This is a genomic window from Terriglobales bacterium (genome assembly GCA_035937135.1).
Lineage (GTDB): Bacteria > Acidobacteriota > Terriglobia > Terriglobales > Acidobacteriaceae > DASYVL01.
In genome coordinates, this window is the sequence record DASYVL010000072.1 from 15,627 (window position 1) to 29,262 (window position 13,636).

The 13,636-nt window shown below is 66.1% G+C and carries 10 protein-coding genes; 6 read left to right on the top strand and 4 right to left on the bottom strand.

What is annotated here, in order from left to right; translation table 11 throughout:
* Window positions 1–209 precede the first annotated feature (209 nt).
* The 4 genes from VGQ94_04505 to VGQ94_04520 all read left to right on the top strand — a co-directional run bounded on the left by VGQ94_04505 (window position 210) and on the right by VGQ94_04520 (window position 4,580).
* Window positions 210–1,124: a cation diffusion facilitator family transporter gene (locus VGQ94_04505; GenBank protein ID HEV2021767.1), complete on the top strand. Its 915-nt coding sequence runs from the start codon at window positions 210–212 to the stop codon at window positions 1,122–1,124.
* A gap of 80 nt (window positions 1,125–1,204) precedes the next feature.
* Complete coding sequence (locus tag VGQ94_04510; protein ID HEV2021768.1) at window positions 1,205–2,206, top strand: DUF1385 domain-containing protein; 1,002 nt, start codon at window positions 1,205–1,207, stop codon at window positions 2,204–2,206.
* Window positions 2,207–2,345: 139 nt separating this feature from the next.
* On the top strand, window positions 2,346–3,425 hold the full coding sequence (prfA, locus tag VGQ94_04515) for a peptide chain release factor 1 (GenBank protein HEV2021769.1): 1,080 nt from the start codon (window positions 2,346–2,348) through the stop codon (window positions 3,423–3,425).
* A 189-nt stretch (window positions 3,426–3,614) separates the two neighbouring features.
* The gene (locus VGQ94_04520) at window positions 3,615–4,580 is read left to right on the top strand and encodes a HemK/PrmC family methyltransferase (protein ID HEV2021770.1); all 966 of its coding nucleotides are present in this window, start codon (window positions 3,615–3,617) and stop codon (window positions 4,578–4,580) included.
* Between the two features lie 99 nt (window positions 4,581–4,679).
* Here VGQ94_04520 and VGQ94_04525 read toward each other — a convergent pair whose 3' ends face one another.
* From VGQ94_04525 to purL, 3 genes are all read right to left on the bottom strand, one after another.
* Window positions 4,680–5,213, bottom strand: a complete 534-nt coding sequence (locus VGQ94_04525) for a PEGA domain-containing protein (GenBank protein ID HEV2021771.1) — start codon at window positions 5,211–5,213, stop codon at window positions 4,680–4,682.
* A gap of 124 nt (window positions 5,214–5,337) precedes the next feature.
* Window positions 5,338–6,771 carry an amidophosphoribosyltransferase gene (purF, locus tag VGQ94_04530; protein ID HEV2021772.1) on the bottom strand — a complete coding sequence of 478 codons (1,434 nt, stop codon included), beginning with the start codon at window positions 6,769–6,771 and terminating at the stop codon, window positions 5,338–5,340.
* A 2-nt stretch (window positions 6,772–6,773) separates the two neighbouring features.
* Window positions 6,774–9,122, bottom strand: a complete 2,349-nt coding sequence (gene purL / locus VGQ94_04535) for a phosphoribosylformylglycinamidine synthase subunit PurL (protein HEV2021773.1) — start codon at window positions 9,120–9,122, stop codon at window positions 6,774–6,776.
* A 245-nt stretch (window positions 9,123–9,367) separates the two neighbouring features.
* On the opposite strand from purL, the gene selB reads away from it, so the two are divergent.
* Together selB and trmFO are read left to right on the top strand one after the other, a co-directional pair.
* Complete coding sequence (gene selB / locus VGQ94_04540; GenBank protein ID HEV2021774.1) at window positions 9,368–11,257, top strand: selenocysteine-specific translation elongation factor; 1,890 nt, start codon at window positions 9,368–9,370, stop codon at window positions 11,255–11,257.
* A 63-nt stretch (window positions 11,258–11,320) separates the two neighbouring features.
* Window positions 11,321–12,673: a methylenetetrahydrofolate--tRNA-(uracil(54)-C(5))-methyltransferase (FADH(2)-oxidizing) TrmFO gene (gene trmFO, locus VGQ94_04545; GenBank protein ID HEV2021775.1), complete on the top strand. Its 1,353-nt coding sequence runs from the start codon at window positions 11,321–11,323 to the stop codon at window positions 12,671–12,673.
* Between the two features lie 156 nt (window positions 12,674–12,829).
* Here the strand turns inward: trmFO and VGQ94_04550 are convergent.
* Window positions 12,830–13,636, bottom strand: an 807-nt coding sequence (locus tag VGQ94_04550; protein HEV2021776.1) for a zinc-binding dehydrogenase, incomplete at its 5' end; no start/stop codon positions are given.

Consider the following 13,636-nt stretch of genomic DNA (forward strand, 5'->3'; position numbering starts at 1 on the left):
CTGCGCCACCGGCTCCGCCGCGCCGCAACACCATCCCAATTTGTCATCCCGACCAGCCTTTGCCTGAGGCCCGCAGGGCCGAGGCCCTGAGCGAAGTCGAAGGGCCGAGGGAGGTCACCAGCGCGACTGGACCGAGGGCGAGCGGAGGGACCTGCTTCTCCGATTAGCGCTCCCTTGAAGCCGGAACCAGCGGAAACTACACTGGCGACATGGCAGAAGCAGGACGGGAGCGGACATCGCGTGCGCTCAAGCTGGCGCTCGTGGCCACGGCGGCCTACATCGCGCTGACGGCGGTGGCGGGCGTGCGCGCGCACAGCCTGGCGCTGCTCTCCGAGGCCGGACACAACCTCACCGACTTCCTCGCCTTGCTGCTCTCCTGGGCCGCCGTGCGCCTCGAAACTCGTCCGCCCTCGTCGCGACGAACCTATGGCTACCAGCGCGCCGGCGTGCTGGCCGCTTTCCTCAACGCCCTGACTCTGGTCGGCGTTTCCTTCTACATCTTCTACGAAGGCGTGCGTCGGCTGCAGCACCCGGAGCCGGTCGAGCCCGGCCTCATGATGGCGGTGGCCGCGGCAGGCGTGGTGATGAACGCCGGCATCGCCGCGATGCTGTGGCGCTCCGGCCGCGATCTGAACTTGCGCAGCGCCCTGTTGCATCAACTCGGCGACACCGTCTCCACCGCCGCCGTCATCGCCGGCGGCTGGGCGATCCTGCAGACCGGACAGGCCTGGATCGACCCCGCGCTCTCCTTCGGCATCGGCGCCCTCATCCTGTGGTCTTCGCTGGGCATCTTGCGCGAGACGCTCAACATCCTGCTGGAAGGCGCGCCACGAGGGATGGATCTGGCGCGCCTCGCCGAAACCATCGCGGCCGTTGAGGGCGTGCTCGAGGTCCACGACCTGCACGTGTGGAGCCTGGGCTCGGAGTGGCACGCGCTTTCCTGCCACATCCGCGTGGCCGACATCCCGCTCTCCGCCAGCGAATGCATCCTGCGCGACGTCAACGACGCAGTGCGCCAGCGCTTCCACATCCATCACACCACCATCCAGTTGGAGCACGTAGCCTGCGAGGTCGCTCAGGGGTGCGCCCCTCCCGCACCCGATGAGCGGCTGCACACCCACTAGCCCGCGTTTGACAGCCCCATCCCACGCCGATAAGCTGGAAACTAGCGACCTTTCCTGACGTTCCCGCATCCATTACTGAGATGAACCTTCTTCGCCAGATCTGCCGCCTGCAGGCCATGCTGCAGCTTCTGCCCGCCCTCGAAGGCGGCGACCAGACGCTCATCGGCGGCCAGGCTGTGCTTGAGGGAGTGATGATGCGCTCGCCACACGCCTGGGCCATCGCCGTGCGCAAGGCCTCGGGCGAGATCGTCTCCCACTCCGAGCCCCTCGACCGCCCCTCCGACCGCCGTCCCTGGCTAGGCTGGCCGCTCATCCGCGGCGTGGCCATGCTGGGACAAGCCATGTCGCTCGGCGTCCGCGCCCTGCGCTTCTCCGCCAACGTCGCCCTCGATGAAGCTCTTCCCCAGGAGAAGAACGACGAAAAAGAAAAGAAGAAGCCCGAGATCAGCGGCTGGATGATGACAGTGAACCTGATCCTCTCGCTCGCATTCTTCATCTTCCTCTACAAATTCGTGCCCCTGGTGGCGACCACCAAGCTCGCCGCCATGGTCCCGTCCTTCCGCAGCCAGATCGCCTTCAATCTGGTGGACGGCGCCATCCGCATTGCACTCTTCCTGCTGTTCATCTGGGGCATCTCGCTGTGGGCCGACATCCGCCGCGTCTACCAGTATCACGGCGCCGAGCACAAGACCGTCTTCAACTTCGAATCGGGCGACCCGCTCTCCATCGCCGCTGCGCAGAAGTTCTCCACGTATCACCCGCGCTGCGGCACCAGCTTCCTGATGACCGTGATGCTCATCGCCATCCTGGTGTTCACGCTGATTCCGGTCACAACCTTCTGGGCGCGCTTCGCCGTGCGCGCGGCCCTGCTGCCCCTCATCGCCGGCATTTCCTACGAGATCATCCGCTTTGCCGCCCGGCACCGCGGCTCGCTCTTCGCCTTGCTCACCCAACCCGGCCTCTGGCTGCAGCGCGTCACCACCCAGCCTCCGGAAGATGGCATGGTCGAATGCGCCATCTGCGCTCTGGACCAGTCCATGGCGCTCGAGCGCCAGCGCGGCGGCGAGCTGGTGGTCGCCTAGTCCCACCAGTCCGCGCCCCGCATCTAATCCCTGTCCGCGTTCTGAACAGCGATTTCCTCGTTCCTCGCGGTAGCGCTTAGAATGAAACCTCCGGCGGGTTTTGAAGTTAACTGGCAACTGAGTACTGACAACTGCTTCTATGTTTGACCGACTCGACCAACTCGAAGCCCGCTACGAGGAGTTGACCAAGGCTCTGGCTTCGCCGGATATCGTCTCCGACCCGGCGCGCTTCCAGAAGTCTGCCAAGGCGCACAGCGACCTGACGCCGGTGGTCGAGCGCTATCGCGAGTTCAAGGACCTGAAGCGCGGCATCGCCGAGAGCCGCGCCGTCATCGCCGAGGAAGGCGACGCCGCCATGCGCGCCTACGCCCAGGAAGAGCTGGCCAAGCTGGAAGCGCGGATGGCCCAGGTGGAGCAGGAGATCAAGGTCCTGCTCATCCCCAAAGATCCCAACGACGAGAAGAACGTGGTGCTGGAGATCCGCGCCGGCACCGGCGGCGACGAAGCCTCGCTCTTCGCCTCCGAGATCTTCCGCATGTACACCCGCTACGCCGAGAGCCAGCGCTGGAAGGTGGAGATCCTCTCGTCGTCCGAATCCTCCATCGGCGGGCTGAAGGAAGTGATCGCCATCATCGAAGGCCAGCGCGTGTACTCGCGGATGAAGTACGAGAGCGGCGTGCACCGCGTGCAGCGCGTGCCAGAGACTGAGCAGCAGGGACGCGTCCACACCTCCGCCGTCACCGTGGCCGTACTGCCCGAAGCCGAGGACGTGGACGTCAAGATCGAAGCCAAAGACCTGCGCGTGGACACCTTCTGCTCCTCCGGCCCCGGTGGGCAGAGCGTCAACACCACGTATTCCGCGGTGCGCATCACGCATCTGCCGACGAACACCGTGGTCTCCTGCCAGGACGAGAAGTCGCAGATCAAGAACCGGGAGAAGGCGATGCGCGTGCTGCGCTCCCGCCTCTACGACCTGGAGCGCGAGCGGCAGCAGGCGGCGCTGGCCAAGGAGCGCCGCGCCCAGGTGGGCACCGGCGACCGCAGCGAGAAGATCCGCACCTACAACTTCCCCCAGAACCGCGTCACCGACCACCGCATCGGGCTCACCCTGCACCAGTTGAAGGACGGCGTCATGGACGGCAAGATCCAGCCCATCATCGACGCGCTCGTCACTCACTACGAAGGGGAAAAGCTCAAGCACGAAGCCGTCTCCGCCTAAGCTGCTCCCCGTTTTTTTGATGCATTCATCCGGCAAGGACCGTGTGGCACAAGAGCCTGCCCTGAGCGAAGTCGAAGGGCCCTCGCCTGTGCGGTTTTGCTTGTCATCCCGAGCGCAGCGAGGGACCTGCTTTCCCGCCCTTCCAATGCTTCGGAGGGCGCAAGCGGCCCGCGGTGAAATAATGCTTCCATGCAACTCCGCTCCACCCTCGACTCCGCCATTGAGCGCCTGACCGCCGCCGGCACCGGCTCGCCGCGCCTCAACGGCGAGGTCCTGCTCATGTTCACCCTCGGCTGCGACCGCGCCTACCTCTACGCTCACGCCGAGCGCGAACTCTCTGCGGACGAGCACGCGCGCTATCAATCCGCGCTCGAGGAGCGCGCCCGCGGCAAGCCCTCGCAGTACATCACCGGGCACCAGGAGTTCTGGGGACTCGACTTCCTGGTCTCTCCCGCCGTGCTCATCCCGCGCCCGGAGACCGAGCACGTCATCGAGACCGTGCTGGAGCTGGCGCGCTCGCTCCCCCGCCCGCCGCGCATCGTGGACGTGGGCACCGGCTCCGGCTGCATCGCCCTCGCCCTGGCCAAGGAACTTCCCGGCGCGGAAATCATCGCCGTGGACATCTCCGCCCCGGCGCTCGAGATCGCCCGCGCCAACGCCGCTCGCTTGCAACTCGACCAGCGCGTGACTTTTTTAGAGAGCAACCTGCTCGGCGCCCTGCCCGCGCCGTCTTCCCTATCGGCTCCGTTTTCCATATCAGCTCCGCTTGGGGGGAAAGCTACCCGCTTCGAAGGCCCCGGCCCGCTGGCTCAGCCGGCGCAATTTGACGCCGACTCCTTCGATTTTGTGGTCTCCAATCCTCCCTACGTCGGCGAAGCCGCGCCGGAAAAGGTCCAGCGCGAGGTGCGCGACTTCGAGCCGCGCGTCGCCGTCTTCGCCGGCGAGAGCGGCATGGAGGTCTACCGCCAACTCATCCCGCAAGCGCGCGAGCGTCTCGAGCCCGGCGGCTGGCTGGTGATAGAGATTGGCTTCTCCATGGAAGCCGCCGTCCGCGACTTGCTCGCCGGCTGGCAGGAGGTCCGCGTCACCCACGACTTGCAGGGCATTCCGCGCGTGGTGGCAGCGCGCTTTGCGTCCCTTGCAATGTCATCCTGAGTCCGCCGCAGCGGGCGAAGGACCTTGCGTTTGACTTTGATTTGTCATCCTGAGTCCCGCTCTGCGGGACGAAGGACCTTGCGTTTTCTTCTTGCTGCCTCACTTCTTTCGACTGCGGGCGATGGTGAGCAGCAAATCACTGTCGCCGCCGGCGCCGCGGATGCGCTTCTCCACCTCATCGTTCAGGTCGAAGTCCACGCCCCGTTCCTTGACCAGGGTGGCGGCGCGCACCGGCGACACGCTGCCCTGCAACAATCCCACGACGTCATCCACCGAGAGCGGCGGCGGCCCGGCGCGTTCCAGCTTGGCTTCCAGCCGCATGGACGGGCCGGGCTTGACCTCCACATTCTGATTCCAGTCGTTGTATCCGGCCAGCGAGACCCGCACCCGATAGCTCCCTTTTGGCAGTTTGGCCACCACCAGGCTTCCATCCGCACTGGAGCCGCCCTTGAACTCGTCGTTGAGGTAGACCTGAGCGCCGCCGGGCGTGGTCTGGAAGCGCAGGTCGGCGGTCGCGGGACGGAGCCGGATCCTAGGCAGCGACAGGCTCTGGTGCGAACGCAGGCTGAAAGAGCGGGTGGAGTCCAGGAATCCCCCGCTGCTGACGCGAACCTGGTAGGTCCCCGCCGGCAGACGGCGCTTCTAAGCTGCGGCAGTGCAGGGGTCCTTCGACTCGGCCGTTGCCTGCGCTCCGGCCTCGCTCAGGATGACAAATGAAAAGCAATCCGCGCCAATCCGCGTTCATCCGCGGTAAGAGTTAGGTCTTCTTCGCCGTGACTGGCCGGACGTCTTCCAGCAGCACGTCCACCCAGGCGGTGGGATAGCTGCCGGTGTAGCAGGCGGTGCAGTAGGTGGTCTTCTCGCCGTCGCCGCAGGATTCCTTCATGCCTTCCATGGAGAGATACGCCAGCGAATCGGCGCCGATGTAGTCGCGGATCTCGTCCACACTCTTGTTGGCGGCGATGAGCTGCTTCTTCGAGGGCGTGTCCACGCCGTAGAAGCAGGGAGAAATCGTGGGCGGGCAGGAGACGCGCATGTGGACCTCGCGGGCGCCGGCGTCGCGCAGCATGCGCACGATCTTGCGGCTGGTGGTGCCGCGCACGATGGAATCATCGATCAGCACCACGCGCTTGCCGGAGATGACGCTGCGCACCGGGTTGAGCTTCAAGCGCACGCCGAAGTCGCGCACCGACTGCTCCGGCTCGATGAACGTCCGCCCGATGTAGTGGTTGCGGATGAGCCCCATGCGGAAGGGGATGCCGCTCTCCGCCGAGTAGCCCATGGCGGCGGTGACGCCGGAATCGGGCACAGGGACGACGATATCGGCCTCGGCGGGCGCTTCTTTCGCCAGTTGGCGGCCCAGGGCCTCGCGGCTGTCGTTCACCGAGCGGCCGAAGACTTTGCTGTCGGGCCGAGAGAAGTAGACGTGCTCGAATATGCAGCTCGCCTGCGGCATCGCCGTGGCGTAGAAGCGCGAGGAGACGCCTTCGGGGCCGACCACGATGATCTCGCCCGCCTTGACGTCGCGCTCGTAGGTGGCGCCGATGAGGTCGAAGGCGCAAGTCTCGGAGGCGAAGACGATGGTGTCGTCGCGCTGGCCGGCGGCGCGCGGGATGCGTCCCATGGAGAGCGGGCGGAAGCCGCGCGGATCGCGGGCGGCGAACAGCCGGTCACGCGTCATCAGGACCAGGGAGAAGGCGCCTTCGATGCGCCGCAGCGCGTCGGCGATGGCTTCCGGCAGCGTCTGCTCCTTGGATTGCGCGATCAGGTGGACGATCACCTCGGTGTCGCTGGTGGTCTGGAAGATGGAGCCCTGGGTCTCGAGCTTGGCGCGGATCTGCTGCGCGTTCACCAGGTTGCCGTTGTGGGCGATGGCGATCATGCCCTTGTTGCAATCCACCACGATGGGTTGGGCGTTCAGCAGCGCCGAATCGCCGGTGGTGGAGTAGCGGTTGTGGCCGATGGCCAGGCTGCCCTTCAGTTGCGCCAGCGCCTCTTCGGTGAAGATGTCCACTACCAGGCCCATGGCCTTCTTCACGTGCAGCGTGACGCCGTCGGAGGAGACGATGCCCGCGGATTCCTGCCCGCGGTGCTGCAGCGCGTGCAGTCCCAGGTAGGCGAGCGTGGAGGCTTCAGGATGGGCGTGGATGCCGACCACGCCACATTCCTCTCGGAATTTGTCGAAGGGCACGGTCACCTCTCTGCTCCCGATGAAACCGTTGGTTCTGGTGTCTCCGACTGCAACGCCTGCTCCAGCGCCGACTCCCAAACGCCGCTCAGCTCCGACACCGCTGCCGATACGACTGCAATGCCGTCGAACGTGATGACTAAATTTTCTGGGGCCGTTTGGCCGATGGGATCCGCTGCCATGTTGTATTTTAGCGCGATTTCCTGGATTTTCGCCGTGTTCTTTGGGTCGCAGGAAACCAGCACCCGGCTGGGGTCCTCGCCGAAGAGCACAACCTCCGCCGGCAGGCCTCCGGAGGCCAGCTCCACCGCGGCACCGATTTCCGCGGCAAAGCCCGATTCCGCCAGGCAGACGGTCAGGCCGCCCTCGGAGCAGTCATGAGCGGATTCGACCACGCCGGCCGCGATCAGCTCCAGCAGGCACTTCTGGAGCGCCGCCTCCCGCTCCAGTTCGAGCGCCGGCGGGAAGCCCCAGAGAGCGCCCAGCACCTGCTGGGCGTACTCCGAGGAGCCGAACTCCGCTTGGGCGTCGGTCAAGTCGCCAGGCTCGGCGCCGCGCAGCAGCACGAGGTCACGCCCCGCGGCGCGGAAGTGCGGCTTCATCAGCCGGCCGATGTCTTCGAGGATGCCCACCACACCGATCACCGGCGTGGGGTAGATGCCCTCGCCCAGGGTCTCGTTGTAGAAGCTGACGTTGCCGCCGGTGATGGGAGTGCCCAGCGCCTCGCAGGCGCGCGCGATGCCGTCCACCACTTGGGAGAACTGCCACATGATGCCGGGCTTCTCCGGGTTGCCGAAGTTGAGGCAGTTGGTGGCGGCGACGGGCGTGGCCCCGGCGCAGGCGACGTTGCGCGCCGCTTCCGCCACGGCGTGCATGGCACCGAGCTTGGGATCGAGATAGCACCAGCGCCCGTTGCCGTCGAGCGCCATGGCCAGGCCGCGGTTGGTTCCCTTCACGCGGATCACGCCGGCGTCGCCGCCCGGTCCCTGAAAGGTGTTGGTGCGCACCATGGACTCGTACTGCTCGTGGATCCAGCGCTTGGAGCAGATATTAGGCGAGGCCAGCAGGCGCTTGAATTCGGCGGTGAGGTCGCCGGACTTGTTCAGGCGGATGGACGCCGGCATCTCGCGCACGACCTTGGGCTCCCAACGCCGGAGCGGACGCTGGTAGACCGGCGCCTGGTCGGTCAGCGCGTGGTTGGGGATCTCGGCCACTACTTTGCCGTGCTCGAGCACGCGCATCTTGCCGTCGGCGGTGACGCGGCCGATGGGCACGGCGTCGAGGCCCCACTTCTCGAAGATGCGGAAGACTTCCGCTTCGCGCCCCTTGGCGGCCACCAGCAACATGCGCTCCTGGGATTCGGAGAGCATGATCTCGTAGGGCGACATGGCGGTCTCGCGCTGGGGCACGCGGTCGAGTTCGATCTCGACGCCCACGCCGCCGCGCGCGCCCATCTCGCAGGTGGAGCAGGTCAGGCCGGCCGCGCCCATGTCCTGGATGCCCACGACCGCGCCCGACTCCATGGCTTCGAGGCAGGCCTCGAGCAACAGCTTCTCAAGAAATGGATCACCCATCTGGACGTTGGGACGCTTCTGCTCGGAGCCTTCGCTGAATTCCTCGCTGGCCATGGTGGCGCCGTGGATGCCGTCGCGCCCCGTCTTCGCGCCTACGTAGATTACCGGGTTGCCCTCGCCCGAGGCGCGCGCGTAGAAGATCTGCTCGCGCCGCGCCAGGCCCAGCGCGAAGGCGTTCACCAGCGGATTCTGCGAGTAGCAGCGCTCGAACTTCGTCTCCCCACCCAGGTTGGGGACGCCAAAGCAGTTCCCGTAGAAGGCGATCCCGCTGACTACGCCTTCCAGCAGCGAGTGATTCTTGTGAATGGTCGCGTCGTCGTTCTTGCCGCCGGCCGTCGGCTGTCGGTTGCCGGCTGGTTTTGTGATGGGTCCGAAGCGGAGCGAATCCATCACCGCCACCGGGCGCGCGCCCATGGTGAAGATGTCCCTGAGGATTCCGCCCACGCCGGTGGCCGCACCCTGGAAGGGCTCGATGAACGAGGGGTGGTTGTGCGACTCGATCTTGAAGGCGCAGACCCAGCCCTCGCCGATGTCGATGACGCCGGCATTCTCGCCCGGGCCCTGCACCACCAGCTTGGAGCGCGTGGGCAGGCGCTTCAGATGCACGCGCGACGACTTGTAAGAGCAGTGCTCGCTCCACATCACGCTGAAGATGCCCAGCTCGGTCAGCGTGGGCTCGCGTCCCAGCAGCTTCAGGACCTTCTGGTATTCGTCCGGAGTGAGGCCGTGGTCTTCGACGACCGCGGCGGTGATGGCCTGGGTCTCGGGGGAGGGCGCCATGGGGAGAACTTCATTCTCGCATGGATTCCCCGGCGAATCAGCGGCGTGGGTTCGGAATGTGGAAAACGCCGTGGGTCGCCATTTTTCCGGGCCAGCGCTGAAACCTTTCGCCCGGCTGCGGCATCTAAGTCTTACAAGTAACATTGTTACACCCTGATAGAACTATCGGGGCCGCTCAGGAAACCGAGAAACTGCGGTTTTCCTGAGCCCCTAACGGGGTCTTCCTCCCTGTATTATTCCCTTCTGTGAAGAGCGTCATCGTCGGCACCGCTGGACACATCGACCACGGGAAGACTGCGCTGGTGAAGGCACTGACCGGGATCGACGCCGACCGCCTGGCGGAGGAGAAGCGACGCGGCATCACCATCGACCTGGGCTTCGCACATCTGGAGCTGCCCGGCCCCGGCGGCGAAGCTTTGCGCCTGGGCTTTGTGGACGTCCCCGGACACGAGCGCTTCGTGCGCAACATGCTGGCCGGGGTGGGCGGCATCGACCTGGTGCTGCTGGTGGTGGCGGCGGATGAATCCATCAAGCCGCAGACGCGCGAGCACTTCGAGATCTGCCGCCTGCTCGCCATTCCCCGCGGCCTCACCGTGCTGACTAAATCCGACCTGGTGGACAAGGAAACCCTCGACGTCGTCCGCCTGGAGCTGGAGGACTACTTGCGCGGCTCGTTCCTGGAAGGCGCGCCCATCGTTGCCGTGAGTTCGAAGACCGGCGCGGGCATCGAAGAGCTGAAGCGCGAGCTGGCGCGCATGGCCGCCGAGGTCCGCGCGCGAGATTCGAGCGCGCTCTTCCGCCTGCCCATCGACCGCGTCTTCTCAATGAAAGGCTTTGGCACGGTTGTGACGGGGACGCTGATCAGCGGTTCGATCAGGAAAGAAGACGAGATCGAAGTCTTCCCTGCGGGCCAGCGAGCGCGCATCCGCGGGGTCGAGGTGCACGGGGCTGCTGCCGAGCGAGCGGTGGCGGGCGAGCGCACCGCGCTGAACCTCGCCGGCATCGAGAAAGACGAGCTGGCGCGGGGCATGACGCTTGCCCCGCCAGAGATGTTTCGTCCCACCAAGCGGGTTGACGTTTCGCTCACGCTGCTTGCTTCCGCGAGGCCGCTGAAGGACCGCGCCCGCGTCCACTTCCACGCTTATACGGCGGAAACCATCGCCGAGGTCGTCCTGCTGGAAGGCAAGCAAGTCGCGCCGGGAGCGACCGCCTTCGCGCAACTGCGCTTGCAGGAGCCGACGCTGCTCCTGCCCAGCGACCGTTTCATCCTGCGGCAGTTCTCGCCGGTAGTGACCATCGGCGGCGGCGTGGCGCTGGATGCGGCGCCACTCAAGAAGCAGGAGGAGCGGGCGGAGTTTCTCTCTACGCTGGCCGCCGGAGACCCGGAAGAGATTGTCGTCGCCCGGCTGGCTCGCTGCGGCCTGCAGGGGCTCTCGTTGCAAGATCTGGTTGCCGAGACGGGGTGGTCGGCGGATCGAGTGGATTCCGTCGTGGCCCCGCTCAACGCCATCCATCGCATTGTCCGGCACGGCGACCACCTGACCGACGTCCCCGCCTACGCTGCCGCGCGCAAGATGGTGCAGACCGCCATCGCGGACTTCCACACTCAGAACCCGCTGGTCGCCGGGATGAACAAGGAAGACCTGCGCTCGCGCCTCGGCTTGCCCGCCGAGGTCTTCCAGGGCGTGCTCAACGCGCTGGTGCGCCAGCAGGCCATCGAGATCTCCGGCGAGCAGATACGCGCCGCCGGCCGCGCCATCGTGATGAAGGATGACGAGGCGGAGTCGAAGAAAGCCATCGAGCAGGCGTTTGCCTCCGCCGGCCTGAAGGTCCCGGCGCTCAAGGAGGTTCTGGCCGGACTGAAGCTCGACCGCACCCGCGCGCAGAAGATCGTCACCTTGCTGCTGCGCGAAAAGATATTGGTGAAGCTCTCCGACGATCTTGTCTTCCACCGCGAGGCGCTGGCGGAGCTGCGTCGCCGCGTCGGCGAGCACAAGAAGCGCTCGCCCAAGATGGACGTCGCCGCCTTCAAAGAACTCGCAGGCGTCAGCCGCAAGTACGCCATCCCGCTGCTGGAGTGGCTGGATCGCGAACGCGTGACGCGGCGCGAGGGCGACCTGCGCGTTATCCTTTGACCCTTTTCTTGCCGCGGATGAACGCGGGTGAACGCGGATTGAGAAACGTATAATTCCCCGGACGTGGACACGCAGCGAATCAAAGTCGTCGGCGCGGGACTAGCAGGGTCGGAGGCCGCGTGGCAGCTCGCGCGGCGCGGCCTCAAGGTCGAGCTCTGCGAGATGCGCCCCGTGCGCTCGACTCCGGCGCACCAGACGGCGCACTTTGCCGAGCTGGTGTGCTCCAACTCGCTGAAGTCGGATACGCCCAACACCGCGCCCTGGCTGCTGAAGGAAGAGATGCGGCGGGCCGGATCGCTGCTGATGGAAATCGCGCGCGCCTGCGCCGTGCCCGCGGGTCACGCCCTGGCCGTGGACCGCGCAACGTTCTCCGCCCAAGTGACCGAAGCCATGGAACGCGAGCCGCTGATCACCATCCGCCGCGAAGAGGTCGCGCAGGTGAAGGAAGACGAGATCACCATCGTCGCTACCGGGCCGCTGACCTCGGACGCACTTTCGCAGGAAATCGCGCGGCTCACCGCCGCGAGCCATCTTTACTTCTACGACTCCATCTCGCCCATCGTCGAAGCCGACTCCATCGACATGAGCAAGGTCTACCTGGCGGCGCGCTACGACAAAGGCACCGCCGACTACATCAACTGTCCCATGACGCCCGAGGAGTACGACCGCTTCTACGACGCGCTGCTGTCGGCGCAGGCGGTCGAGGAGAAAGACTGGGAGCGCGCCAACTACTTCGAGGGCTGCCTGCCCCTGGAGGAGCTGGCGCGGCGCGGCCGCGACACGCTGCGCTTCGGCCCCATGAAGCCAGTGGGGCTGCGCGACCCGCGCACCGGAAAGCAGCCGCACGCCGTGGTGCAGTTGCGACAGGAGAACACGCGCGCCGACTCCTACAACCTGGTCGGCTTCCAGAACCATTTGAAGTTCGGCGAGCAGGCGCGCGTGCTGCGCCTGATTCCTGGCCTCGCGAACGCGAAGTTTCTGCGCTACGGCCAGATCCACCGCAACACATACATCAACGCGCCCTCGCTGCTGCGCGAGACGCTGCAGATGAAGGCGCATCCAAGTGTTTTCTTCGCGGGACAGATCTGCGGGGTCGAGGGCTACGTGGAGTCCATCGCCACCGGACTGATGGCAGGCGTGCACGCCGCCGCGCTGGCCTCGGGCGCCGAGCCGGTTGCGCCGCCGCGCGCGACGGCGTTCGGGTCGTTGACTCATTACATCTGCAACGCGAATCCGAAGAACTTCCAGCCGGCGAACATCACCTTCGACCTGCTGCTGCCGCTTGATGAGGAGACGCGACGCCGTGTGCGCGACAAGAAGGAGCGGCACCGGATGCAGTGCGAGAAGGCCCTAGCGGAGTTTGCCGAATGGTGGAAGGGCGTGGCGTCACCTGTTTCCGAAGTCCCCGCAAGTTAACCGAAGACAGCAGGTCCCTCGTTCGCGCTCAGTCCGGTCGCCATGGGCGACCTCCCTCGCGCTCCTCGGGATGACAATTCAGGTGGGAGACGAGCACCACGGCTAAAGCCGTGCCCTGACACGAACCACTCCGTGGGAGCGCGCTGATAAAGCCTTCTATGCGAGTACCAACACAACCTTGCCGAAGGTCTCATTCGATTCCAGCCGCTGGTGAGCTTGCCGGATCTGGTCGAGCGGAAAGAGACTGTCGATAGTGGGCCGCACTGTGCCGCGCGCCAGCAGGGGCACGACCTCGGCTTCGAACTTGGCCGTGGCGGCGATCTTTTCCTCGAGCGAGCGTGCTCGCAGCACGGTGCCGCGCAGGGTGAGCCGCTTGCCGAGGATGGGTGCAAGTTTCAGCTCCGCGCTGCCGCCGGCGACTGTTCCCACCAGCATCAAGCGGCCCTTCAAGCGCAGTGCCTGGATGCTGGCGGGGACATAGGGGCCGCCGACCAGGTCGAGGACCACGTCGAAACCGTCGTTGGATTTCCCTGGGGATTCCTCTGGGGCCCAGCGGCGCGCGAGGTCGGGGAGCTCGGCTGCGGGATCGGTGACCGCGGCTCCGTCTTCGAGGCCATAGTCGCGCGCCCGCGCAATCTTATCGGCGGTCCGCGAGGTGCCGTAAGGAATCGCGCCCTTGGCGCGGACCAGCTGCACTGCCGCCAGGCCCACACCGCTGCCCACGGCGTGGATCAGCACTCGCTCTCCCGGTTCGAGCGCCGCCTGCACCCAGAGCGCGTCGTGGGCGGTGAGGAAAGCTTCCGGCACGGCGCCAGCTTCCGTCCAGCTCAGCTTCGCAGGAACTTCCGCCAGCGTGCGCTCGTGCGCGACCAGGTACTCGGCATGTGCGCCGCCGCCGGTGATGCCGAAGACGCGCTCGCCTAGCTTCCAGCGGTGCGCGCCGGACCCGGCCGCGGCGACTTC

Coding starts and splice junctions, on each gene's coding strand:
- VGQ94_04505 (HEV2021767.1), top strand. CDS start 210: ATGGCAGAAGCAGGACGGGAGCGGACATCGCGTGCGCTCAAGCTGGCG.
- VGQ94_04510 (HEV2021768.1), top strand. CDS start 1,205: ATGAACCTTCTTCGCCAGATCTGCCGCCTGCAGGCCATGCTGCAGCTT.
- prfA (HEV2021769.1), top strand. CDS start 2,346: ATGTTTGACCGACTCGACCAACTCGAAGCCCGCTACGAGGAGTTGACC.
- VGQ94_04520 (HEV2021770.1), top strand. CDS start 3,615: ATGCAACTCCGCTCCACCCTCGACTCCGCCATTGAGCGCCTGACCGCC.
- purL (HEV2021773.1), bottom strand. CDS start 9,122: ATGGCGCCCTCCCCCGAGACCCAGGCCATCACCGCCGCGGTCGTCGAA.